At 62.3% G+C, this 22056-nt stretch carries 21 protein-coding genes; 13 read left to right on the top strand and 8 right to left on the bottom strand.

What is annotated here, in order from left to right; all coding sequences use genetic code 11:
- Positions 1 to 65: 65 nt before the first annotated feature.
- From BWP39_RS25320 to BWP39_RS25290, 7 genes are all read left to right on the top strand, one after another.
- On the top strand, positions 66 to 1061 hold the full coding sequence (locus BWP39_RS25320; RefSeq protein WP_096726165.1) for a LacI family DNA-binding transcriptional regulator: 996 nt from the start codon (positions 66 to 68) through the stop codon (positions 1059 to 1061).
- Positions 1062 to 1235: 174 nt separating this feature from the next.
- Positions 1236 to 1685, top strand: a complete 450-nt coding sequence (locus tag BWP39_RS25315; RefSeq protein WP_096725006.1) for a winged helix-turn-helix transcriptional regulator — start codon at positions 1236 to 1238, stop codon at positions 1683 to 1685.
- 324 nt (positions 1686 to 2009) lie between these two features.
- Positions 2010 to 3527 carry a carboxylesterase/lipase family protein gene (locus BWP39_RS25310; RefSeq protein ID WP_157915182.1) on the top strand — a complete coding sequence of 506 codons (1518 nt, stop codon included), beginning with the start codon at positions 2010 to 2012 and terminating at the stop codon, positions 3525 to 3527.
- 130 nt (positions 3528 to 3657) lie between these two features.
- Positions 3658 to 4983 (top strand): MFS transporter, encoded by a 1326-nt coding sequence (locus BWP39_RS25305; RefSeq protein WP_207557090.1) that lies wholly within the window; start codon positions 3658 to 3660, stop codon positions 4981 to 4983.
- Positions 4984 to 5003: 20 nt separating this feature from the next.
- Positions 5004 to 5783 (top strand): aldolase, encoded by a 780-nt coding sequence (locus tag BWP39_RS25300; RefSeq protein ID WP_096725004.1) that lies wholly within the window; start codon positions 5004 to 5006, stop codon positions 5781 to 5783.
- A 44-nt stretch (positions 5784 to 5827) separates the two neighbouring features.
- Entirely contained in the window at positions 5828 to 6430 is a 603-nt protein-coding gene (locus tag BWP39_RS25295) for an HD domain-containing protein (RefSeq protein WP_096726163.1), read from the top strand.
- A gap of 161 nt (positions 6431 to 6591) precedes the next feature.
- A complete protein-coding gene (locus BWP39_RS25290) occupies positions 6592 to 7587 on the top strand; it encodes an AraC family transcriptional regulator (protein ID WP_096725003.1) in 996 nt (331 codons plus the stop codon).
- A 56-nt stretch (positions 7588 to 7643) separates the two neighbouring features.
- Here BWP39_RS25290 and BWP39_RS25285 read toward each other — a convergent pair whose 3' ends face one another.
- The 4 genes from BWP39_RS25285 to BWP39_RS25270 all read right to left on the bottom strand — a co-directional run bounded on the left by BWP39_RS25285 (position 7644) and on the right by BWP39_RS25270 (position 13171).
- Positions 7644 to 9770 carry a phosphocholine-specific phospholipase C gene (locus BWP39_RS25285; RefSeq protein ID WP_096725002.1) on the bottom strand — a complete coding sequence of 709 codons (2127 nt, stop codon included), beginning with the start codon at positions 9768 to 9770 and terminating at the stop codon, positions 7644 to 7646.
- A gap of 31 nt (positions 9771 to 9801) precedes the next feature.
- Positions 9802 to 10053 (bottom strand): hypothetical protein, encoded by a 252-nt coding sequence (locus BWP39_RS25280; RefSeq protein ID WP_133116932.1) that lies wholly within the window; start codon positions 10051 to 10053, stop codon positions 9802 to 9804.
- An 11-nt stretch (positions 10054 to 10064) separates the two neighbouring features.
- Positions 10065 to 12170: a LamG-like jellyroll fold domain-containing protein gene (locus BWP39_RS25275; RefSeq protein ID WP_096725000.1), complete on the bottom strand. Its 2106-nt coding sequence runs from the start codon at positions 12168 to 12170 to the stop codon at positions 10065 to 10067.
- Between the two features lie 128 nt (positions 12171 to 12298).
- The gene (locus BWP39_RS25270; RefSeq protein WP_096724999.1) at positions 12299 to 13171 is read right to left on the bottom strand and encodes a LysR substrate-binding domain-containing protein; all 873 of its coding nucleotides are present in this window, start codon (positions 13169 to 13171) and stop codon (positions 12299 to 12301) included.
- A 172-nt stretch (positions 13172 to 13343) separates the two neighbouring features.
- Between BWP39_RS25270 and zigA the strand changes: the two genes are divergently transcribed.
- A complete protein-coding gene (zigA, locus tag BWP39_RS25265) occupies positions 13344 to 14561 on the top strand; it encodes a zinc metallochaperone GTPase ZigA (protein WP_096724998.1) in 1218 nt (405 codons plus the stop codon).
- 21 nt (positions 14562 to 14582) lie between these two features.
- Here the strand turns inward: zigA and BWP39_RS25260 are convergent, their stop codons facing one another.
- The gene (locus BWP39_RS25260; RefSeq protein ID WP_096724997.1) at positions 14583 to 15062 is read right to left on the bottom strand and encodes a Fur family transcriptional regulator; all 480 of its coding nucleotides are present in this window, start codon (positions 15060 to 15062) and stop codon (positions 14583 to 14585) included.
- Between the two features lie 568 nt (positions 15063 to 15630).
- Here BWP39_RS25260 and BWP39_RS25255 point away from each other — a divergent pair.
- Entirely contained in the window at positions 15631 to 17034 is a 1404-nt protein-coding gene (locus BWP39_RS25255) for an MFS transporter (protein WP_096724996.1), read from the top strand.
- Positions 17035 to 17130: 96 nt separating this feature from the next.
- Here the strand turns inward: BWP39_RS25255 and BWP39_RS25250 are convergent, their stop codons facing one another.
- From BWP39_RS25250 to BWP39_RS25240, 3 genes are all read right to left on the bottom strand, one after another.
- The gene (locus tag BWP39_RS25250; protein ID WP_096724995.1) at positions 17131 to 18150 is read right to left on the bottom strand and encodes an alpha/beta hydrolase; all 1020 of its coding nucleotides are present in this window, start codon (positions 18148 to 18150) and stop codon (positions 17131 to 17133) included.
- Between the two features lie 143 nt (positions 18151 to 18293).
- Positions 18294 to 18719, bottom strand: coding sequence for an organic hydroperoxide resistance protein (locus BWP39_RS25245; protein WP_096724994.1), 426 nt, complete (start codon positions 18717 to 18719; stop codon positions 18294 to 18296).
- 124 nt (positions 18720 to 18843) lie between these two features.
- Entirely contained in the window at positions 18844 to 19404 is a 561-nt protein-coding gene (locus BWP39_RS25240; protein ID WP_096724993.1) for a TetR/AcrR family transcriptional regulator, read from the bottom strand.
- Between the two features lie 126 nt (positions 19405 to 19530).
- Between BWP39_RS25240 and BWP39_RS25235 the strand changes: the two genes are divergently transcribed.
- The 4 genes from BWP39_RS25235 to BWP39_RS25220 all read left to right on the top strand — a co-directional run bounded on the left by BWP39_RS25235 (position 19531) and on the right by BWP39_RS25220 (position 22029).
- The gene (locus BWP39_RS25235; RefSeq protein ID WP_096724992.1) at positions 19531 to 19839 is read left to right on the top strand and encodes a hypothetical protein; all 309 of its coding nucleotides are present in this window, start codon (positions 19531 to 19533) and stop codon (positions 19837 to 19839) included.
- 81 nt (positions 19840 to 19920) lie between these two features.
- A complete protein-coding gene (locus BWP39_RS25230) occupies positions 19921 to 20175 on the top strand; it encodes a hypothetical protein (protein ID WP_133116931.1) in 255 nt (84 codons plus the stop codon).
- Positions 20176 to 20198: 23 nt separating this feature from the next.
- Positions 20199 to 20453 (top strand): H-NS family nucleoid-associated regulatory protein, encoded by a 255-nt coding sequence (locus BWP39_RS25225; protein WP_096724990.1) that lies wholly within the window; start codon positions 20199 to 20201, stop codon positions 20451 to 20453.
- Between the two features lie 238 nt (positions 20454 to 20691).
- The gene (locus BWP39_RS25220) at positions 20692 to 22029 is read left to right on the top strand and encodes an MFS transporter (protein WP_096724989.1); all 1338 of its coding nucleotides are present in this window, start codon (positions 20692 to 20694) and stop codon (positions 22027 to 22029) included.
- Positions 22030 to 22056: the final 27 nt, after the last annotated feature.

The following is a 22056-nucleotide window of genomic DNA, read 5'->3' as shown; positions in this document are numbered from 1 at the left end:
CCTGTATGATATCGATCGTTCTGCAACGATATCCTGACGGACCTATGTCTGATCCCATGCCGACCATGGCTGACGTCGCGAAGCAAGCCGGCGTATCGAAGATGACCGTGTCGCGTGTGCTCGCTGGCCGCGATGTCGCTGCGACGACGCGCGCCCGCGTGCTCGCGGTGATCGAACAGATGGGCTATGTACCCGACGCATCGGCGGGTTCGTTGTCGTCGGGACGCTCGCCGTTCATCGTCGCACTGGTGCCGTCGATGTCGAGTTCCAATTTCTCCGACACCATTCACGGCCTGAATGCTGCCGTCAACACGCACGGTCTGCAACTGCTGCTTGGCGATACCGACTACAGCCCCGACCAGGAAGAGCGGCTGCTGCGCGTGATGCTCGCACATCGCCCCGAAGGCGTGATGCTGACCGGTTCGTACCACACGACCGGCACGCGCACGATGCTCGATCGCGCCAAAGTGCCCGTGGTCGAAACCTGGGATCTGCCGCGCACACCGATCCAGCAGGCGGTCGGTTTTTCGAATGTGGAAGCGGCGTTCGCGATGATGCGTCATCTGTACGAGCGCGGGTATCGACGGATCGGCTTTGTCGGCGGGGCGACGCGGCTCGATCGTCGCGGGCTCGACCGGCAGAAGGGGTATCGCGAGGGTTTGCAAAAACTCGGCCTCGGTGCGCCGCGCGTAATCGAATACGGCGACTCGCCGATCACGATGAGCCATGGCGGCGAGGCATTCACACAGTTGCTCGCTGCGTGGCCCGACACCGATGCGGTGATGTGTGTGAGCGACATGTCGGCGTTCGGCGTGCTGATGGAGTGCCATCGTCGTGGCATCGCGGTGCCTTCGCGCATGGCAGTGGCCGGGTTTGGAGACTTCGAAGTGTCGCGGCACTGCTTCCCGCGTATATCGACGGTATCGGTCGATCCACTGGCGATCGGCCGGATTGCGGGCGAGATGCTGCTGGCCGCCGCCGATGCGCGCAAACACGGTGTACCTGCGCAAACACAGCGGCGTGCCGTCGATTTCCAGGTGATCGTGCGCGAGAGCACCTAGAAGGTTATCGGCTGCGTGCGGCGATAAACCCGATTTTCCTGTGAGGGTTGTATTCTGAAACTCATTGGGTTGTCGCAAGGGTTGTTTTAATATGCAACCAATAGCCGGGACGGTGCGCATCGTACGCAACCGGCATATAGGGTGTTGTGACTCACGATTGAAATGGTGGACGGAATGGCGAAGCGAAAAAGCCTGGCAGACTCGACGTGCCCTGTGGCGAGGGCGCTGGACATCGTCGGCGATCAGTGGTCGATGCTGATCGTAAGAGATGCGTTCGACGGCATTCGCCGCTTCGGCGAATTCGAGGCGAGCCTCGGCATCGCGCGCAACGTGCTGACCGAGCGCTTGCGCAAGCTCGTGGAGCAGCGCGTACTCGTGCTTGGTCCCGCTTCCGATGGCTCCGCGTATCAGGAGTACCTGCTGACCGAGCGCGGCGAGGCGCTGTTTCCCGTGATCGTGATGTTGCGCCAATGGGGCGAAGCGAACCTGTACCGGCGCGGGGAAAAACATTCGGTGCTGGTCGATCGTGCGAGCGGCCGCGCGTTGCGAAAGGTGCCGCTGATGCGTGACGATGGGTCGCCGGTCGGACACGATCAGACTTATGTGCGGAAGCTGCCCGCCTGATCTTCACCGCATTCAACGCTCGTTTCCATTTTGCCGGTCGGGCAAACGCGCCCGATCCGGTCTCTACCTCTCCATACGGTTTTCCCGGAGGCGTCCAGCATATCGGCCGCCGTTTCCGCATTGATATCGCCAGCAAATCAATAAACGCGATTTGCTGAATGGAACAACGGCAGGCGACCGACGATACTGGCCGCGACGATGCATCGCCATCTGCCAGATATCAACACCGGAGACAACGCAACCATGGAAAGGTCCAGGCAAACCCGCGCCCGAACAGCGATCGCAGCAACGTGCCTTCTGATGCTAAGCGCGTGTAACGACGACGTGACAGCGCCCGCAGACCCGACTGTGGTGCAGACCCAGCAAGGACGTGCAAAAGGCATCGCCGTGAACAACGTGCGCGAGTTTCTCTGCCTGCCCTACGCGGCACCGCCAACGGGCGCCTTGCGCTGGAAAGCGCCCGCACCGCCGGCTGCCTACACGGCGAGTCCCTACGACGCGTCGCATCTTGCTTCCGAGTGCATACAGGGAACGGCAACTGCTCCATCGGGTAGCGAGGATTGTCTGTATCTGAACGTGTACGTACCCGACACGACAAGCACGAGTACGGGCACGAGCACAGCGCTTCCAGTGTTGTTCTGGATACACGGTGGTGGTTTCATTCTCGGATCGGGCAATGCAACCGATGGTGCCGCGCTCGCACAAAAAGCAAACTCGATCGTCGTAACGGTCAACTATCGATTGAACGCGCTAGGCTTTCTCGCGCATCCCGCGCTCGCCGCAGAAGACCCGAACGGCGCCACCGGCGACTACGGCATCATGGACCAGGCCGCTGCGATGAGCTGGGTGCAGAAAAACATCGCGGCATTCGGGGGCGACCCGGCGAGCGTGACGATCTTCGGCGATTCGGCGGGCGGTCATTCCGTCTATGTGCATCTCGCGTCGCCGGGATCGGCGGGATTGTTCGCGCGAGCCGTTCCGCAAAGCGGTGGTTTTAGCCGTCAGCAGGAATCGCTGCAACAGGCCGAAGCAGATGGCGTGAACTATGCAAAGACCTGGGGCTGCACGGACACGACGAGCGCCGCGTGCCTGCGCAGTCTGCCGGCGGCCGCATTGCTGCAAGGTAATCCTTCTGCGTGGTATGCGACGATCGACGGCAAGGTGTTGCCCGTGTCGACGAGCGTTGCGTTCGCGAACGGTCAGTACAACCGTGTGCCGGTGATGTCGGGCTTTACCCAGAACGAGGGCACCTTCTTCGTTTCAGCCGCATTCGACGCACAGGGTAACCCCGTTACAGCGAGTGGTTATGCAGCAGCCATTCAGGGCTTTCTCGGCGTCTCCGGAACAGACACTGCCGCGCTGTATCCGGTCGGTCAGTACGCGTCACCCAGTGCGGCACTCGCGACGATCGCTGGTGACCGTCTGTTCGTCTGCGGCGAACTGCAGGACGGCGACAATCTCGCGAAGTACTCGCCGGCCGTGTACATGTACCGCTTTTCCGATCCCGCGCCGTATAGCGTGAACTCGTTGATCTCGTCGCTGCCGCCGGTCAACCTCGACTATGGCGCGTTCCATTCGTCGGATCTCGACTACTGGTGGCAACTGATTCCGACGCCCACGGCCAGCCAGGCGACACTCTCGGATGCGATGACAGCAGCGCTCGCGGCATTCGCGCATTCGGGCAATCCGAACACGGGGAGTACGGTGGCGAACTGGCCGCTCTACACGGCGCAAACGCGTCAGACGCTCGACTTCGGCTACCCGGTTTCGAATACCTACGATGCGTACACCGCGCACCAGTGCGGCTACTGGTACGGGCAAGCGCCTTCGACGGGACTGTAGTCGCACCATCCGCCGGTTCACGCGAGGAAGCCGGCTACTTCGCTTCGAGGCAAGACATCGGTTCGCACAGGGACAAGTGCGCGGTCTGGACAAAATTGATACTGGCCGTACTCCCCACACCGAGGCCGCCATGTCAGCCGTGCCCGCTCCTTCGCGATCCCGATGGCCCTATGTGTTCGTCTCGGCGTTTCTTGGCACCGCGATCGAACAGTACGATTTCCTGCTATACGGCACCGCATCGGCGCTGGTTTTCAGCAAGATCTTCTTTCCGAATCTGGACCCGCTCGCGGGCACCATCGCATCGCTCGGTACTTATGCGGCGGGCTACTTTGCTCGCGGCGCGGGCGCGTTGATCTGCGGTCACTTCGGCGATCGCATCGGCCGCAAGAAGTTGCTGCTTGCGACGCTGCTGGTGATGGGCGTTGCATCGACCGCTGTCGGTTTCCTGCCCACCTACGCAATGATCGGCCTCTGGGCGCCGGTTCTTCTGACTACGCTACGTGTGTTGCAGGGTTTCGCGATCGGCGGCGAGCAAAGCGGCGCGATCGTGCTCGGCGTCGAAAGCGCTCCGGCGCATCGGCGCGGACTGTATGGCAGCTGGAGCAATTCGGGCAGCTATGGGGGTGCGTTGCTGTCGACGGGTGCATTGCTGCTCACGTCCTTGTTGCCCGAGCCGGCGTTTCTGTCCTGGGGATGGCGCGTGCCGTTCCTGTTCAGCGCGGTACTCGTGGTGATCGGCCTCGTCGGGCGGACGAAGCTGCCAGAAACACCCGAGTTCAAACAGTTGCAGGCGACCCGTAGCGTGGCGCGCTTTCCGTTGCGCGACCTGCTGCGCGATCAGCCGCGTCTGGTATTGATCGTCTTTATGGCGCGGTTCGGCGAGATTACCTGGTCGGTGTTCGTGCTGCTTTTCACCGTCGCCTATGTGACCGTGCAGCTCAAACTGCCGCGGTCGGTGATTCTTGGTGCGCTGATGTCCGGCGCTGCGGTCGGCGTGTTCACGGTGCCGCTGTTTGCCGCACTGTCGGACCGTATTGGACGCAAGCCACTGTATCTGTTCGGCCTGCTCGTCTGCGCGCTGTACGTGTGGCCGTACTTCAGTCTGCTGAATACGCGCGACCCGCGGCTCATCACACTCGCGATCGTCGTCGCACTCGGTGTCGTGCATCCGTTGATGTACGGCCCACAAGGCGGCTTCTTCGCCGATATGTTCGACGCGCGCGTGCGCTTTTCCGGTGTATCGATCGGTGCGATCGGGGCGGTTATCGGTGGCGGTATCAACCCGGTGATCTACTCTTCGCTGCTCGCGCAACGCGGCGGCGATCCGTACGGTGTAGCGTGGTACATCACGGGCAGTGCATTGCTCGCGGCGTGTTTTGTCGCGTGGACGCCGAAGCGGACAGCGGCACAGTCAACCGGTGCGGAGCCGCAGGCGGTACCGGGCAGTCAGGTGTGATTTCCAGTGGAGAAACAGCAATGAGTAACGACGAGCAGGACGAGCGCGACGATCTGAATCGGAGCGTCACCGCACAGATGGACCAGAAACTCGAAGTGGGCACGTGGGACAACCGCCAGAAACTCGCGCTTGTGTGCCGCATGCTGGCACACGAAGGGCACTCTGAAACACTCGCGGGACAGGTGACAGTCCGTCAACCCGACGGCACGTTTCTGACTACGGCGCTAGCAATCGGCTTCGACGAGATGACGCGCAACAACGTGATCCGGATCGACGACGCGATGCGCGTGATCGAAGGCCGCGGCATGGCGAATCCCGCGATCCGTTTTCACCTGTGGATCTACCGGCGCAGGCCTGACGTGAACTGCATCGTGCATACGCATCCGCCGTACATCAACGCGCTGTCGATGACCGGCACGCCGCTCGAAGTCGCGCACATGGATGCGACACCGTTCTTCGACGACTGCGCGTTCCTGCGCGAATGGCCCGGTTTGCCGATCGGCGACAGCGAAGGCGAGATCATTTCGGCAGCGCTCGGCACGAAACGCACCATCCTGCTCGCGAATCACGGGTTTCTCGCGGCGACGGGTTCGCTGGAGGAATCGGCCTACCTCGCGGTGCTGATCGAGCGGGCAGCACGCAGCCAGTTGATCGCGCGGTCAGCCGGCGAGATTCGTCGCATCGATGACGCACGCGCAAAGGAATCACACGATTTCCTGCTGCAACCGAGCATCGTCAAGGCGAGCTTTGCGCTGTTCGCGCGGCGCGTGATCCGGCGCGAGCCGGAGGTGCTGTTCTAGGCTCTGTTTTCATCCGTTCATCGAACCGGTTTACCATGCCGGACATGAATATCGAGAACATCAAAGGGCGGCTGACCTTTCTGCAGGAAGCGGAGCGGCTCAAGAGCGTGCTCCGAAGCGCGCACACCTCGACCGGCAGGCCAGAAAGCACCGCCGAACACACGTGGCGTCTATGTTTGATGGCCATGATTTTCGAGGACGAACTGGCCGGAATGGATATGCTCAAGATTTTGAGGATGTGCATCGTCCACGACCTGGGCGAAGCCATTCACGGCGACATCCCCGCGGTCGAGAAAAACCGCCATCCCGACAAAAGCGAGCAGGAAAAGGCGGATCTCCTGCACCTCACCCGCTCCCTCGATGAGCCGCAGAGGGCAGGCATCCTGGCACTGTGGCAGGAATATGAGGATGCCGCGTCGCCTGAGGCGAAAGCCGTCAAAGCCCTTGATAAGCTGGAAACGATCCTGCAACACAACCAGGGGATCAATCCGCCTGACTTCGACTATGAGTTCAACCTGACCTATGGTCAGAAGCACACCAGCGCAGATCCGTTATTCGCACTGATGCGCAGTGTGCTCGATGAAGGTACGCGCCAAAGAATTGCCGCAAATAGCGCTGATCCGCACGAACCTGACGCGGTTCTGTAAACCTGCAACGCATTGAAGCAGGGAGCCGGCGAATTTTCTCTGCGACATAATGGGCGATCGCAACCGCTCGCGTCGACTGCACGCCGGCGGCCCACGAGCATCGTTCCAGCAGCGCACGGCGGTGATTACATCGCACGACGACGCTGCACCAGGGAGCCGCCATGCACGACAGCATCCGTTTGAATCTGCCCTATGCGCCTGCGCTGCGGGACATGCCGGCATGCGGCATCGACCAGTTGACGCACTCACTGGACGATCTCGTCATACCCGGCGAAATCTTTGCCGAACGCAATGCGACCACTGGATCGTTGCGCGCATGCCGTCTGACAGGTGGCGGCGTGCTCGCCACAGCACAGCTTGGTCACCAGGAAGTCCGGCACGACAGCGCGCATCTGCGCGACCTGAGTGGCGACGACGCGATCGTGCTGATCGCGCTCGACGGCAAGGGTGTTGTTTCGCAGCAAGGGCGCACGCTGCCGTTCGGCAAGGGCGATATCACGTTTCGCCGCGCACGCATGCCGTCCGTCGCGAGAGTCGACGAACCCGCCAGCCTCGTGATGCTGCGCCTGCCGATCGCGCGTCTGCTACGCGATGCGTTGCCGGGTCATCCGGCTTTCCTGCCCGGCCGCGCGGATGCGGGCTCGGGCATCGTCAGGACGATTCACAGTTTTATCGAGTCGGCGCTGCCGGGATTCGCGCGGATGAGCGCCGCTGCGATCCCCGCAGCCGAAGAATCGCTGATCGCGTTGCTCGCGGCAGCGTACCTCGAGGCGTCGACATACCGAGCGGATGCGACGGACACAAGGCACGCCGCCGCCACACGTAATCCGTTGCGCTGGTCACAACTCACCGCCTACATCGATGCAACGCTGCGCGATCCGGAGCTGAACGTCGAGTCGTGCGCGCATGCGTTGGGCGTATCGACTCGCTACGTGCACAAGCTGTTCGAATCGATGGGCACGCAGTATGGCCGTTATGTGCTGCAACAGCGTCTTGCTTGCGCACGCGCCGATCTCGCGAATCCGTTCTGGCACGCGCAGTCGATCGAACGCATCGCGTATCGGAACGGCTTCAACGATCCCGCGCATTTCAGCCGGCGCTTTCGCGCGTGCTTCGGTATGTCACCGCGCGAATTCCGGCAGCGTGCGGGGAGCTAGGTTAGCCCGGGCACGCACAGCTAGCTGCGCACGATCTTTCGACACCGCTCACCGGCTTACGCAGCCGGATCGCTCGTACTGTCGTGACCGGTTTCAACGCGTCCGGCAAAACGACGCACGAAACCGCCTGCCGCCGCAACGGTGAAGTCGTACCATCCGCCGACACTGCCCAGATTCCACGACGGCTCGACCTGCATCTGCGGCGGTACGGCATAGGTCCACGGTCCATCGGTGCGATACGCGTTCGCAGTCACCGTGAAGCTCGCATTCGCGCTACCGGTATTCATCAACGTCAGATACACCGCATCGTTATTGATGTCGTAGCACACGCGGATTTCCGGATTCGCGCCGCTAGCCAGCGTCGCGACGTTACCCTGAAACGCTCGATGAAAGCCGTTCGGGCCGAGCACCCACAGGTCGTACGCACCGCCGTTGTCGCTCACAGCGGCCCACGAATCGGAGATTTCCTTGCCTGCTTCGACGGTATAGCGGCGTGGCGTCCGATCAAGATGCAACCGGTCGTACACGTGATACACCGCGCCCGCGTTGCCGGTGTTGCTGAAAATCAGCCAGAGGTTGCCGCCCGCGACATCTGCGTTCGCACTGACATGCAACTCGTACGGCAGCGCCCGCGATGGCCGGGCAAACGGCGTTTGCTTCGGCACCTGTTGTGCGCCCACCGAGGGTACCGGCACAGCGCCCTGCGTGCTCTGCTGGATCGCCTGCTGGTCGGCCTGGCTTTTGGTCGGCGCGGCGATCGACGGAACCGCACTGCCATTTGGATTGCTGAAGTTGAACGCCGACGTTAGATCGCCGCACACGGCGCGGCGCCATGGGCTGATATTGGATTCGGTCACGCCGAACCGCTGTTCGAGAAAGCGCAGTACCGACGTGTGATCGGAGACCTGCGAGTTGACCCAGCCGCCGCGGCTCCAAGGGGACACCACGTACATCGGTACACGTGGACCAGGACCATATGCAAGACCGTCTGGTTTCTCGCTGCCGTCGTTGCCGGGTGGCGTGGGGAAGTCGAAGTATTCGTAGCGCGTATCGACGGTCGATTTGCCTGCGTACGTTCCGTCCGTGTTGCGTGTCGGCGCGGCGGGCGGTGGCACGTGATCGAAGAAGCAATCGTTCTCGTCGAAGTTGACGAAAAGCACGGTCTTGCTCCACACGTCCGGGTTGGCCGTGAGCGCATCGAGCAACTGCTGGATGTACCACGCCCCTTGTCCCGGCGTCGATACACCGGGGTGCTCGCAATAAGCGGTCGGTGACACGATCCAGCTGACCTGCGGCAACTGACCCGCAGCGATATCGTCGCTGAATGCCTGCAGAAACCCACCATCAGGCATCGTGTTGCCGATGCCCTTATAGAGCGGCGCGGTCGCATCGAGCTGCGGCGTGTAGGGTGCGTTCGGCGACCCAGGCACCGTTTCGTTAACCTTGCGGAAGGTCTTGAAACCGGCGAGCGGATTGTCGGTGTAGTTGTCCGGCATGTTCTCGTAGACCTTCCACGTCACGCCGGCCGCCTGCAGACGCTCCGGGTAGGTGGTCCACGTGAGGCCCGTACTCGACGCGCCGAGGCTGTCCCAACCATCGTTGTTGACGACCGACAGGCCCGCGCCCGTCGGCCCATTCGTGCCGCTCCAGAGGAAGATCCGGTTCGAGTTGGTGCCGCCGTGCAGCGAGCAATGATAGGCATCGCAGATCGTAAATGCATTCGCGAGCGCGAACTGGAACGAGAGATCGCTCTGCTGCAGATACCCCATCGATACATCGCCCTTGTACTGCGGCCAGTTCGTCATCCGGCCGTTGTTCCAGGCCGCGTGCGCGTCGCTCCACGAATGCGCGCCGCCCGCGAGCAACGCATTGCCCTTCGTGCTGTCGAGATAGAACGGCAGGACCGTTCGTGTGCCGTCGCTCTGGTTCCATACAGGGACGCCGCCCGGTTGCGGAATCGTCAGTCGATCGCCATAGCCGCGCACGCCGGGCAGCGTGCCGAAGTAGTGATCGAATGAGCGGTTTTCTTGCATCAGGATCACGACGTGCTGTACATCGTTGATCGTGCCGGTTGCGTTATTGGCGGGAATCGCCAGCGCACGGCGGATGGCCGGCGGGAACACCGAAACCGCAGCGCTGGCCGCGGCCGCGCGCAGGAAATTACGACGGGTCAATGAAGTCATGTCGGGAGTCGGTTCGCTCGAATGGGACGGATCACGGTGCGCAGCGCAACTGCGTGTTGCTGACCGGCTGGCTCGCGGGTGCGCCGGACGCGGCACACGGCGCAGAGGCCGGCACGGCGACGATCGGTTGCGGCTCGCTGCTGCCGCCCGCGCCGACTGCCGCATCGCTGCCTCGCGTGGGTGTCGCGTTGATGGAGTTGCCATCACCGCATGCGGCGAGCGCGACGCACAGCGTCAACGCAATCGCCGCGCCGGCGAGTGTGGAAAGAGAAAACGGGCGCATGGCGATCTCCATCAATGGATCAGTGTGGAAAGAGGTTTGCCCGAACCGAAGACCGACTGCAGTTCCGTTTCGGTGAGCACACGGGTCCACAGCGCGAGGTCGGCGAACGACTGCACGTCGGGCGGCGACGCGCCACACTGACCCGCGTGATAAGGCGGCGTGTCCTTGCACGAGTTAATGAAGTAGCGGCCCGTACCGTCCTCGTTGAGACCGAACACACCGAGGCCGGGCAGCTTCGCCACATTGATCGTGACTGCGACACCCACGCTCTTCTGCTCACCGAGCACTGGATCGAAGACGTAGGCGTTCATCGTCTTTGCTGCGGTGTCGATGCTGAGCGCGAGATAGGTCCAGCGGTTTGCGGTTACGTTCAGGCTGTTGATGTCGTTGCGCACCGAACCGTCACCGATGTTGAAGCGCACGTTGCAGCTGCCGCCCGAACCGGGGAACAGCCCGATCGCGATCCCTGCGTTTCCGCCCGTGTAGTAGTTCTTGTTCGAGAGGATCGGTGTGCCGTTACCGGTTGCGTTCGTGCAGGACGTCATGAACCAGAGGCCGAGCGTGAACTGCGCGTGCGTCGTGACGTCGTTGTTTTGCGTGAGCTTGTAGCCGTCGAAGCCGTTCGTATCGACGATGCTTGTATCGACCTGCAGCCCCTTGCCGCCGAACGGATCGGCGCCGGTGGTCAGCGCGCCGCCGTCGGCGGCGCTTGGCCACGGGCCCATCGTGCTGGCGTTCAGGCGGTCGGTGGGCGGCAGCGTGCCGAACGGGTAGTAGGACGACAGGCTGTTCGTCAGTGTGGTGGCGAGCGGCGGTGGGGGCGGCGGAGGCGGGGGTGGTGCGACATAGTTCGCCTGGGCGATCGTCGAAACTGGCGCGCCGCCCGCCACGACAGCATAGTTGAACTGATAGGCGCCGCTCGTCGTCACTCCGAGCTGGCTGTCGGTGTAGGTTGCCGTGCCGGCAGGCAGGCTGGCGATCGTCGTGCCGTTGCGTAGCACGGTGATCGCGCCGCTTGCGGGTGCGCTCCACGTCAGGACCACGCTCGTGTGATCGGCGCCCGTCACGCCGAGTAGTTGCGACACCGGTGTCGTACCGACCAGGGCGCCGCCATCCATCGTGTAGCTCGCGGGCGCAGGCAGTGCGCCTTGGTACGCGAGCACGGTCGGCGCGAGATCGGCGATGTTCGCCCGCTGGTAGAGCGCGGCGAGCGTCGCCGGTGTGCTGTTGTCGCCGAGCAGGCCATTAGCGGTCTGGTTCAGCGCGACAAAACTCGTTGCCTCGTTGAGGAGTGGCAAGCCATCGGCGCCGCCGGCTGCGTTCAGCCCATGGCTCGCTGTCACGATGACCAGCCAGTTTTCGCCGCTGCGTTTCGCCGTTTCTGCGAGCAACGCGCCGAGCGCGGCATCGAGCTGGGCGATCGTGTTCGTGTAGTCGGTTGAGAAGCCGCTGTTGAGCGCGGCGTCCTGCGCGGAGTGGTACTGCGCGACGACCAGCGTGTAGCCGTTGTCGATCAGGCCGAGCGCATTCTGCGTAACGCAGCTGTCTACACTCGCACAATTCACCACGCTATCGACGTAGCCCGCATTGCGCTCGGGTGCGAGCAGCGCAACGAGGCCGCTCGAACCGGCCGCGACACCTGCCTTGCCGCCGTTCGCCGCGCGCAGGGTTTTGAACAGCGTGTCGGCATGCAACGCCTGGTTCGGCGCATCCGAATTGACCTGGTGGCGATTCGCCCATGTGCCGGTGAGCAGGCTGGCCCAACCGGGCGTATCGAGATTCGCCTGCTGGCTCAGCGTATTGATGACGCCGCCGCTGTACGCCGGCGCGACCGAGAGTCTGGCCAGATTCGGCAGCGTGCCGTTGGCGATACCTTGTGTCAGCGCACGCCAGGTGAGCCCATCGAATTCGACGACCAGTGTCTTGTTGACCGCGGCCGCCGCCGGCTGCGAGCCGGAAGCGGGTACCGGTGCCGACGCGGTGCCGCCAGGAGCCGCTGCCGCCGTCCGTGTGGCCCCCGTATTGGCGCCACCGCCTCCCCCGCATGCACCCAGTGCACCGACCAGCACCACGCCGATTGTGACGCCCAGCGCCCATCGACCGATGAACTTCGCCATCGTCTTCTCCCCTTGCCGCTACATTGAACGGAACGCCACACAGGCAGCGTGCAGCGGCAAGATTAGGTAAGGCGGGTGACTGGGGAATGTCGTTTGGCGCAAATAGACGGATGCGCCTATCAGACTTTTTATGTGCGGCTCGCGCGCGAGTCGGCGAGCAGTGCAATGAACGTATCGATCAACAGGGCTCCTGAACGCGCGCCCAGGTAGTAAACGTATTCGAGCGAGGAGGGTACGTCGCCTTCGAGCGGCAGGACTCGCAGATCCGGGCTGGCTGGCACTTCACCGACCGGCATCAGGCTGCAGCCCATGTCGTGGCGGATCGCCTCGTGGATCGCTTCGCGGCTGCCGATCTCGATCGTCGTGGCGGGGCGCACGTCGGCGTCGCGCAGTGCGGACTCGGTGATTTCGCGCGTCATCGAACCAGGCTCGCGCAGCAGCAGCGTCTGCGTCTTCAGATCGGCGAGGCTCGCTTTGCCCACGCGCGTCAGCGGATGGTCGCGATGCACGACCATCACGAGCGAGTCGCACGCAAGCGTCTGACGGACGAGGCGGGGATCGTCGTCGCGCTGCGACGACACGGCGATATCGATGCGGCTATCGATCAGCGCGTCGAGCATCTCGCGCGAATTGCCGATCACGACACGGATTTCCGTCGCGGGATAGCGCTGCCGGAATGCGGCGATGCCCGGAAGGATGTAGTACGGCCCCGTCGCGCCGACCCACAGCGTGCCCGCGAGCCGGCTGGCGTTGCGCAGGGCGAAGTCGATATCGCGCTCGTTCTGCAACAGGCGCTGCACCTGCGGCATCAGTCCCGCGCCCGCTTCGGTCAACTCGATGCGCCCGCCCCGGCGATGAAACAGCTCCACCTTGTACATCGTTTCCAGTTGCCGGATGTGGGCCGTCACCGTCGGCTGGCTGAGCCCGAGTACCTTCGCCGCCACGGTCACACTGCCTTGGCGGGCGGCTTCGTAGAACGAATGGAGTAAAGGGGCAAGCATGGCAAGTGGGTGCGGAACGGAGCGCCCATGATATCGGATGCCGGGAAATGCCCGTCCATGCTCTAGCGACAGGTTGGGTACCGCGCCAGAGTTTGTCTTCTACAAACGCTACTATGTTGCGTTATGGTTATAATGCAATCCAGTTGCGATTTGGCAAACCACGGAGCGCTTTATGAATGCACGACTGCCCGTCACGGTGCTGTCCGGTTTTCTCGGTGCAGGCAAGACGACCTTGCTCAACCACATCCTGAACAATCGCGAGGGGCGGCGGGTCGCTGTCATCGTGAACGATATGAGCGAGGTGAATATCGATGCCGCGCTCGTGCGCGACGGCGGCGCCGAACTGTCGCGCACCGACGAGAAACTGGTCGAGATGAGCAACGGCTGTATTTGCTGCACGTTGCGCGAGGATCTGCTGCTGGAGGTCAACCGTCTGGCTAAGGACGGGCGTTTCGATCAACTGGTCATCGAATCGACGGGGATTTCAGAGCCACTACCGGTCGCGGAAACGTTTACGTTTGCCGACGAGAAGGGGCAAAGCCTGTCCGACGTCGCCCGTCTCGACACGATGGTGACCGTGGTCGACGCGTTCAATTTTCTGCGCGACTACAGCTCGCACGACAGCCTGCAGGCGCGCGGCGAGTCGCTTGGCGAGGAAGACAAGCGGACCGTCGTCGATCTGCTGATCGAGCAGATCGAGTTCTGCGATGTGCTCGTGCTGAACAAGGTCGACCTGATCGACGACGCGGATCGCGAACGGCTGATCGCCATCCTGCACCGGCTCAATCCGCGGGCGCGCATCGAGATTGCCGAGTTCGGCAAGCTGACGCTCGACAAGGTGCTCGATACGAAGCTGTTCGATTTCGATGAGGCGTCGAAGGCGCCGGGCTGGCTCAAGGAACTGCGCGGCGAACACACGCCGGAGACTGAGGAATACGGCATCGCGAACTTCGTCTACCGGGCGCGGCGGCCGTTTCATCCGTTGCGTTTCTGGGCGCTGGTCGATAGCGAGTGGGCGGGAGTCGTGCGCTCGAAAGGCTTTTTCTGGCTCGCAAGCCGGCCGACTTATGCCGGTACGTGGTCGCAGGCCGGCGGCGTGTGCCGGCACGGAGCCGCGGGAATGTGGTGGGCCGCGGTGCCGAAGGCTTACTGGCCGGAAGACCCGGAAGCGTTGAGTGCAATCGACGCGAAGTGGGACCCGCATGTCGGCGATGCGCGCCAGGAGCTGGTGCTGATCGGCATCGACATGGATGAAGCGGCATTGCGCGCGAGGCTCGATGCGTGCCTGCTGAGCGACGCTGAAATGTACGCGGGGCCGTCCGAATGGATGAAATTTCCGGACCCGTTCCCGGTATGGCGCGAGACGTCCGAAGACTCGGACGAAGCGTAACGCCAACGCTGTTTGCGCACGCTAGCGGTCCGGATGAACGCAGTTCTTGCAGGTGCCGTGCAGGGTCAGTGAAGCCTTCGTGCTGTGCGCGCCACTGCGGTTGATGCGTCGTCCGAGCCGCGCGAGTACGTCGGTGAGCGCGGGGTCGCTCGGCAGTGCGGTGACCGAGTGGCATTGATCGCACTCGAAGTACCCGGCCGCCGATGCATGCGTGAGCGTGTAGCGTGCGACGCGATCCGAGCCCTGAATCTTCGCAATCAACTCGACCAGGGTGAGCCGATCCAGGATGCGGTATAGCGTGACGCGGTCTACTTTGCCGCTCGCGCTATCCTCGGCGAGTTCCTGCGCGAGGTCTTCGTGGGAGTAGGGCTGGCTGGCCGTTTCGAGCCGCTGCAGGACGGCGAGCGTCAGCGCGGTCGAACGCAGGCCGGCTGCTCGCAGGCGTTCCGGCCATGCGGCGGGCGGTGTGTTTTTGACTCGGGATATGGGTCGTGACGGCATGATTTAAAGCACGGCTTACGATCGCTCAATGATACATCCATCGCTTTGCCCGACCGCCTGCGAAGACCCCGCAGTAGGGTTATGCGCGGTTGCGCTGCGCACGGCGATGGTGCGATGCACGACCGGACTGCACCAAATCTATTCGTAAGGAGACATTCAGGCGCTTCGAAGAAATGCCTGCGATGTCGCATGCCGAATCGCGGCGCATATCGCAGGCGGCTCATTTACGGCTGCCCGCGTCATCCTCATCGGCCCGATTGGCCCATCGCGCAACGCTATGCGCTCGTCCGCAGCAGGGCTCTGCGGCATCGGCGGAAGCGCACGAAGGGTCCCATTCAAAGCGTGGCACAGCTATTGCATTTGTCCGTTCCGAGGTCAACGGAGACCTCGATGTATCGGATATCGACTGGCCGCTCGATGGAGCGGCTTTAGGGACAACGGCGTCCCGGATCGCAGAAGCGGATCGAGCAATCGGTCGGCTCGCGCGGTTCGGGGCGCCTTTTTTTTCGCCGGTCGCATGACCGGGTCCGCAGCAAGAGTCATCGCCATCGCCCTGTGAGAGAGACCCATGAGAAACCTGCTGAATTCGCTAAAGAGCGGTAACTGGCGCGCGTTACTCGCGTGCTTTCTGTATTTCGACACGGGCTTTACGGTGTGGGTGATGTTCGGCCCGCTCGCGCCGTTCATCCACAAAGACATCACGATGTCGCCCGCCGAACTGGGCTTTCTGGTCGCGGTACCGGTACTCGGCGCCGCGATTTTGCGCGTGACGCTCGGCAATCTCTATCAGGCCTACGATGGCCGCCGCGTTGCGCTGCTCGGGGTGGCGCTGTCGGCGATTCCGTCGGCGGTGCTGCTGTTGATGCCGGGCACGCCGTCGTACACGCTGCTGCTGGTGCTCGGTGTGTTCCTCGGTATCGGTGGCGCGAGCTTCGCGGTCGCCCTGCCGATGGCAGGCAGCAACTATCCGCCGAAAGTGCAGGGGCTCGTGCTCGGACTTGCGGCGGCCGGCAACATCGGTGCGGTGCTCGACGGGTTTCTGTTCCCATCGCTTGCCGATAGTTTCGGCTGGGCGCGTGCGACCGGTGCCGCGTTGCCGTTACTGGCGCTCGCCGCCGTTGCGCTGTTCTTCTGGGCCAAGGATCTGAGCCCGAAGACTGGCAGCGCACCGAAGGCGTTGGGCAGTTTCTGCATCACACTCGTGGGGCTGCTGGCGCTCGTACTGGCTGTGCACGCCGGGCTATTCGGTGCAGGCAAGACGGGGGTGTTGCTGCTGCCGGTACTCGGTGCGCTGCTCGCCATCGCCGTGCTGCCGAAGCACTATCGCTCCGTGCTGGTCGAAGGCGATACGTGGGTCGTGATGCTGGTGTACAGCATCACGTTCGGTGGTTTTGTCGGCATGTCTTCGTATGTCACGACGCTGCTGATCTCGCTGTATCAGATGCCGCGTATCGAAGCGGGGCTCTTCATGTCGCTGCTGGCGTTTATCGGTGCGCTGGTGCGGCCGATCGGCGGCTTCGTTGCGGACCGGATTTCCGGTGTGCGCGCATTGGTGCTGCTGCTCGCGGCCATCTCGATCTGCGACTTCGCATTTGCCGCGTGGATGCCGCCGCTGCCGGCCGGGATTGCGCTGCTGGTTGTCACGTATCTGTGCTTCGGGCTCGGCAACGGTGCGACGTTCCAGCTCGTGCCGCAACGCTGGAAGGGCAAGACTGGCTTGATGTCGGGCATTGTCGGTGCCGCTGGCGGGATCGGCGGGTTCTATTTGCCCGTGATCATGGGTATCGCGAAGGAAAGCACGGGCAGCTACCAGATGGGTTTTGCTACGTTCGGTGTGCTGTCCGCGCTGGCGTTCGCACTCGTCGTGCTGCATCGCACGCGCTGGCTGCAATGGGCGCTGCCGAAGGAGAGCGTCGTTATGGCCGATACGCCGCTACAAGGGGCTGCGGTGAGAATGGATGGGAGTGTGTGATCTGCTGCACTGACTTCGAACTGCAATGAAATGACGAAAGTGACGAAACGACCCGTTTAGGCGGGTCGTTCGTCATTCAGGTTTGCCGCTACACGATTACTTCGCCAACGCCTCACGCAGCACAGCGTTGGCCTGAGCGATCGCCGCACGTGTCGCCGGCGTGTCGGTCAGCGCGTTGAGCATCACGAAGTCGTGGATCGTGCCTTCATAGCGCACTGCGGTTACCCGCACACCGGCTTGCGACAGCTTGCGCGCATACGCTTCGCCCTCATCGCGCAGGACATCGTTCTCGTCGGTGATCACGAGGGCGGGCGGCAGGCCTTTCAACTGATCGAGCGTCGCGCGCAACGGCGATGCGGTGATCTTCGCGCGGTCCGCCACGTTCGGCGCATACGCGTCCCAGAACCACTTCATCGCGGGTTTGGTCAGCCACGGGCCGTTCGCAAATTCGTTATATGAGCCGTCGTCGAAGTTCGCATCGGTGACCGGATAGAACAGCACCTGGTGGCGGAACGTCGGACCGCTGCGCTCTTTGGCGAGCAGCGTGACAGCTGCCGTCATATTGCCGCCGACGCTGTCGCCCGCCACTGCGATGCGGTTCGCGTCGATGCCAAACTCCTTCGGATGCGCGGCAACGTAGGTCGTCGCGGCATAGGCCTGTTCGATCGGCACCGGGTATTTCGCTTCCGGCGAGCGGTCATAGTCGACGAAAATCACCGCCGCATGCGCACCATTGGCAATTTCGCGGATCAACCGGTCATGTGTGTTCCTGTCACCAAGCACCCAGCCACCGCCGTGGAAATACATCACTGCGGGCAACGTGCCGGTCGCGCCTTCAGGCTTCACGATACGCACGGCAATCTTGCCCGTCGGACCAACGGGCAGCACACGGTCTTCGATCTGCGCCGGCAGTTTTGCCACCGGTTGCGCTTGCGCGCCGGCCAGCACGTTGCGTGCATCGGCGGGCGAGAGCGTGTAGATCGGCGGGCCGCCATGTGCAGCGAGACTATCGATGAAGGCCTGGGTGACGGGTTCGAGTACCGGTGCAGCGTGGACACCCGACGCGAGCGTGGTTCCGGTCGCCGCGGCGACGATCAGCTTCTTCGCAAACTTCATGATCCTGCTCCTTCCAGTGAGATCGGTGTGCAGTCGGCAGCACATGCCGGCTGCACCAGTCACGCGTATAGCTATCTACATATAGATAGATAACCGGGGAAAATAAAACGCCATGAGCATTGGCTGTGGCGCTTGCGGTGTTGTTACTGCAGAACCAGCTTGACGTCGATGTTGCCGCGCGTCGCATTCGAGTAAGGGCACACGATATGCGCCGCTTCAACGATGCGTTCGGCCTGGGAGCGTTCGATACCCGGCAACGTGATGCGCAGTTCGACTTCGATGCCGAAACCGGTCGCGATCTGGCCGATACCGACACTGCCATCCACGGTCGTGCTGGCGGGCAACGCGATCTTGTCGCGGGCCGCGACGAACTTCATCGCGCCGAGGAAACATGCGGAATAGCCCGCGGCAAACAGTTGTTCGGGATTCGTGCCAACGCCGCCAGCACCGCCCAGTTCACGCGGCGTCGTGAGGGCGACGTCGAGCACGTTATCCGACGAGACTGCACGGCCATCGCGGCCACCGTTAGCGCGGGCATGAGCACGGTACAAAACTTTTTCGATCGACATGATGTAACTCCAGTTCAAAAGATTGCGAATGATGGGTATCTACTAATAGGTAGACGACCGGCTATAAAAAAACGACCTGCTTCCTGCTTGCCTGGCACGGCCGATCGAGTCGATCGCGCCCGGGTTATCCAATCCGTACTGAATTGACGACGTCTTCGAGCCGGGCTTTCGAGTGAAACAACCGGCTAGCGAGGACGCTGCCTTGAAACGACGCATACAGTGCACGCGCCGCGCTTTCTATCTTGCCGTTCACGCGCAGTGTGCCGCGTGCTTCGCCTTCGGCCAGTATTTTGGCCAGCCAGCTTTCGTTGGCCTTGAAAAAAGCCTGCACTGCCTGCCGCACGTTCTCGGGCAGCGATTCGATGTCCGCTGCCAGCATGCCGCACAGACAGATCTGATCGCCATTACCGAGCACGAGACCAAACTGCTTCGCATAGCGCTCGAGCTTTTTCTCCGGTGCGAGTGAAGCGTCGATTCCGCGGATCGTGCTCAGCACCTCGTTGCTGTATGCATCGACTGCTTCAAGCGCGAGGTCTTCCTTGGTAGGGAAGTAATAGTGAATGCTCGATGTTTTCACACCCACGAGATCGGCGAGATCCCGGTAGCTGAAACCGTTGTAGCCTCGGGTCATCAGCAAGGTCTGGGCGTGTTGCAGAAGCTGTTCGCGGACGGTTGGCGTTTCCATGAACAGCAGTCTATCTACTGGTCAGTAGATAATCAAGGAATTTTCAGAAAATATTTTTGTGGCCGGGCACTTTCGGAGGAGTGTTACGATTCCGTGACCAGCATGAGCAGGATGAGGGAGGCTGATATGGCGACGTATGCTATCGATGGCGTTCGCATCAACCCTGTTACCGGCCGCATTACGCATGTGCGCTGGGCGCTCGTCAACCCGAAGACGAATGAGTGGCTATCGCCGCACGACATCGTCGAGGTGGCCGAAGTCGTCAGGGCCATTCGCGCGGGCAATCTCGTCTGGTCGCTGTTCAAGCTCGGCGGTATGAATTTTCTTGGGCCGAAGATCAAGACCGTTTCGCATACGGACGGCAACGACGGCATCGACACCGACATCCCCGACGGTCACATCGAAAAATCCATCGACGATCTTCCGCAGGTCTAGCGCCTCGCCGGCGTGTGTCCAGATACCGGACGCACGGTTATTTTTGAAAAGCGGGCGCTATGGGTTGAGAAACCAAAAAGAATGGGTGATAAAATCCGCGCTATATCGGAGATGCATCCCTTGCATAAGGGTTTCACTAGCGAAAGCACGGACCGTACAGCGGACGTGTGTTTCGTAACCCATCAGTCGGTCGCACGCGGTTTCCTGTTCGGGGAAGCACGCAAGGGATTCATTCGTCCTGCCAGCCACATTTCAGGTAAAGGTTTCGCCGGCAATCGCGAGGCCTTTGTTTTTGCCTTTGTTTATTCGAGCGCGCAATCGGCCGATTTCGGCTGACTATTGCGAAAAACCGGTACGTCATGAAACAACAAGCGGAACAACAGGTACTGGATTTCGACGGACAGGCGCGCGAGCGGCTGATCACGTGGATCCGGAATCGCATGGAGGAGTTCGACATCACGATGGAGGTCCTGGAAGCGGCGCTTATCGCCGAAGCCGCCAGGCCGAAATATCGCGATGCGTTTGGTAACCGCTGGGACGGTCAGGGCGAGCGGCCCGACTGGCTCCGACGGGCGATCAATGCAGGGCAGGACATCGAACACTTTCGATGCTGAGCGGCGCGGGCGTCGTGCCGGGCTGATCTGTCGGGTTCATCGATGCAATAACGCGCCGCACTACGTCGCCCTCATTGACCGGGCGACCTCGAATTCCCCGCTACAGCCCGTCCGGCAAGCGTTCGCACGCCATTAGCCCCAGTAATACCGCTCATAAAAAAACGCCATTTTACGGACTAATATTGGCTCCTGATAACTGCACCGTTCCCCGCAGTTTATCCACCCATCGAGAGGTGCCATGAGTCATCCGGTCCACACCCGCCAGCCGGTCCGCGCGGCCGCTGCTGCGTTCATCGGCACCACCGTCGAGTTCTACGATTTCTACGCCTATGCGACCGCCGCCGCGCTCGTGCTCGGCGAAATCTTCTTTCCAGGTACCAACCGCTTTGCTAGCACGCTGGCGTCGTTTGCGACGTTCTTCGCGGGATTTGTCGCGCGGCCGTTGTCCGGGATGGTCTTCGGCCACCTCGGCGACCGGCTCGGCCGCAAGAAAATGCTGCTACTGACGATGTTCCTGATGGGCGGCGCAACGACCGGCATCGGCTTGCTGCCGACCTACGCATCGATCGGCGTCTGGGCGCCCGTCATGCTCGTTACGCTACGCATCGTGCAGGGCATTGCAGCAGGGGGCGAATGGGGCGGAGCAGTATTGATGTCGAGCGAGCATGCGCCGCAGGGCCGCAAGACATTCTTCGCATCGTTCCCGCAGATGGGCAGCCCAGCCGGTTTGCTGCTGACGCTGATTGCATTCCGCCTCGTCACGTCGCTCGATCACGCGAGCTTCGTGTCGTGGGGCTGGCGCCTGCCGTTTCTCGCGAGCTTTGTGCTGCTGCTGATCGGCCTCGCGATCCGCTTCGGCGTCGAGGAGTCGCCCGAGTTCGAGCGCGCGCGGGCCGCGGGCCAGCTCGCGGTGGCGCCGGTGAGCGAAGTGCTGCGAACGCATCTGCGGCCGATCCTGCTTGCGGCTGCAGCAACGACGATCGGCGCGGCCGGCTTCTTCTTCACCAACACATTCATGATCTCGTACGTAACGACGTGGCTGTCGATACCGAAGACGACGATCCTCGATTGCCTGTTCGTCGTGACGATCATTCAGCTGTTGTCGCAGCCGGTGTCCGCGTGGCTGGCGAGCCGCGTCGGCGATGCGCGTTTTCTGGCGCTCGCTGCGAGCGTGTCGATTTTCACGCCGTACCCGATGTTCCTGCTGGTGAACACGCAGCAGCCGGTGGCGATCGTCGCCGGTATTTCGCTGGCGGTCGTCGTGCTATCGGCGGTGTATGCGGTGATTGCCGGTTTCATGACGGCGGCGTTTCCGACGCGCCTACGCTACTCGGGCATTTCAATCGCATACCAGTTATGTGCGACGGTGGCGGCTGGCACGACACCGCTGATCGGTACGATGCTTGCGCACCGCTTCCAGGGGCAATGGCTGCCGCTCGCCTTATTTTTTTCGCTGCTGTCGCTGGTCTCGCTCGGTGGCATCATCGGGTTGGCGCGATATCAGCAGAGGACCGCTTTGCTCGGCGACGTCGCTTCCCAGGCCCCGGCTCAGACTCAGCCTCAAGCTCAGGCATGAAGCGCACCAGATTACGGATATGTGCCT

The organism is Paraburkholderia acidicola (assembly GCF_002362315.1).
GTDB lineage: Bacteria > Pseudomonadota > Gammaproteobacteria > Burkholderiales > Burkholderiaceae > Paraburkholderia > Paraburkholderia acidicola.
Note: the sequence above shows the minus strand (reverse complement) of the source record. Positions and strands in the feature narration are given on the sequence as shown.

What these genes read in the sequence shown, in the direction of transcription:
- BWP39_RS25235 (WP_096724992.1), top strand. Translation starts at nt 19,531, where the DNA reads ATGGCGACGTATGCTATCGATGGCGTTCGCATCAACCCTGTTACCGGC.
- BWP39_RS25320 (WP_096726165.1), top strand. Translation starts at nt 66, where the DNA reads ATGGCTGACGTCGCGAAGCAAGCCGGCGTATCGAAGATGACCGTGTCG.
- BWP39_RS25250 (WP_096724995.1), bottom strand. Translation starts at nt 18,150, where the DNA reads ATGAAGTTTGCGAAGAAGCTGATCGTCGCCGCGGCGACCGGAACCACG.
- BWP39_RS25275 (WP_096725000.1), bottom strand. Translation starts at nt 12,170, where the DNA reads ATGGCGAAGTTCATCGGTCGATGGGCGCTGGGCGTCACAATCGGCGTG.
- BWP39_RS25300 (WP_096725004.1), top strand. Translation starts at nt 5,004, where the DNA reads ATGAGTAACGACGAGCAGGACGAGCGCGACGATCTGAATCGGAGCGTC.
- BWP39_RS25280 (WP_133116932.1), bottom strand. Translation starts at nt 10,053, where the DNA reads ATGCGCCCGTTTTCTCTTTCCACACTCGCCGGCGCGGCGATTGCGTTG.
- BWP39_RS25305 (WP_207557090.1), top strand. Translation starts at nt 3,658, where the DNA reads ATGTCAGCCGTGCCCGCTCCTTCGCGATCCCGATGGCCCTATGTGTTC.
- BWP39_RS25225 (WP_096724990.1), top strand. Translation starts at nt 20,199, where the DNA reads ATGAAACAACAAGCGGAACAACAGGTACTGGATTTCGACGGACAGGCG.
- BWP39_RS25230 (WP_133116931.1), top strand. Translation starts at nt 19,921, where the DNA reads ATGGGTGATAAAATCCGCGCTATATCGGAGATGCATCCCTTGCATAAG.
- BWP39_RS25220 (WP_096724989.1), top strand. Translation starts at nt 20,692, where the DNA reads ATGAGTCATCCGGTCCACACCCGCCAGCCGGTCCGCGCGGCCGCTGCT.
- BWP39_RS25290 (WP_096725003.1), top strand. Translation starts at nt 6,592, where the DNA reads ATGCACGACAGCATCCGTTTGAATCTGCCCTATGCGCCTGCGCTGCGG.
- BWP39_RS25295 (WP_096726163.1), top strand. Translation starts at nt 5,828, where the DNA reads ATGAATATCGAGAACATCAAAGGGCGGCTGACCTTTCTGCAGGAAGCG.
- BWP39_RS25315 (WP_096725006.1), top strand. Translation starts at nt 1,236, where the DNA reads ATGGCGAAGCGAAAAAGCCTGGCAGACTCGACGTGCCCTGTGGCGAGG.
- BWP39_RS25245 (WP_096724994.1), bottom strand. Translation starts at nt 18,719, where the DNA reads ATGTCGATCGAAAAAGTTTTGTACCGTGCTCATGCCCGCGCTAACGGT.
- BWP39_RS25240 (WP_096724993.1), bottom strand. Translation starts at nt 19,404, where the DNA reads ATGGAAACGCCAACCGTCCGCGAACAGCTTCTGCAACACGCCCAGACC.
- BWP39_RS25285 (WP_096725002.1), bottom strand. Translation starts at nt 9,770, where the DNA reads ATGACTTCATTGACCCGTCGTAATTTCCTGCGCGCGGCCGCGGCCAGC.
- BWP39_RS25260 (WP_096724997.1), bottom strand. Translation starts at nt 15,062, where the DNA reads ATGCCGTCACGACCCATATCCCGAGTCAAAAACACACCGCCCGCCGCA.
- zigA (WP_096724998.1), top strand. Translation starts at nt 13,344, where the DNA reads ATGAATGCACGACTGCCCGTCACGGTGCTGTCCGGTTTTCTCGGTGCA.
- BWP39_RS25270 (WP_096724999.1), bottom strand. Translation starts at nt 13,171, where the DNA reads ATGCTTGCCCCTTTACTCCATTCGTTCTACGAAGCCGCCCGCCAAGGC.
- BWP39_RS25255 (WP_096724996.1), top strand. Translation starts at nt 15,631, where the DNA reads ATGAGAAACCTGCTGAATTCGCTAAAGAGCGGTAACTGGCGCGCGTTA.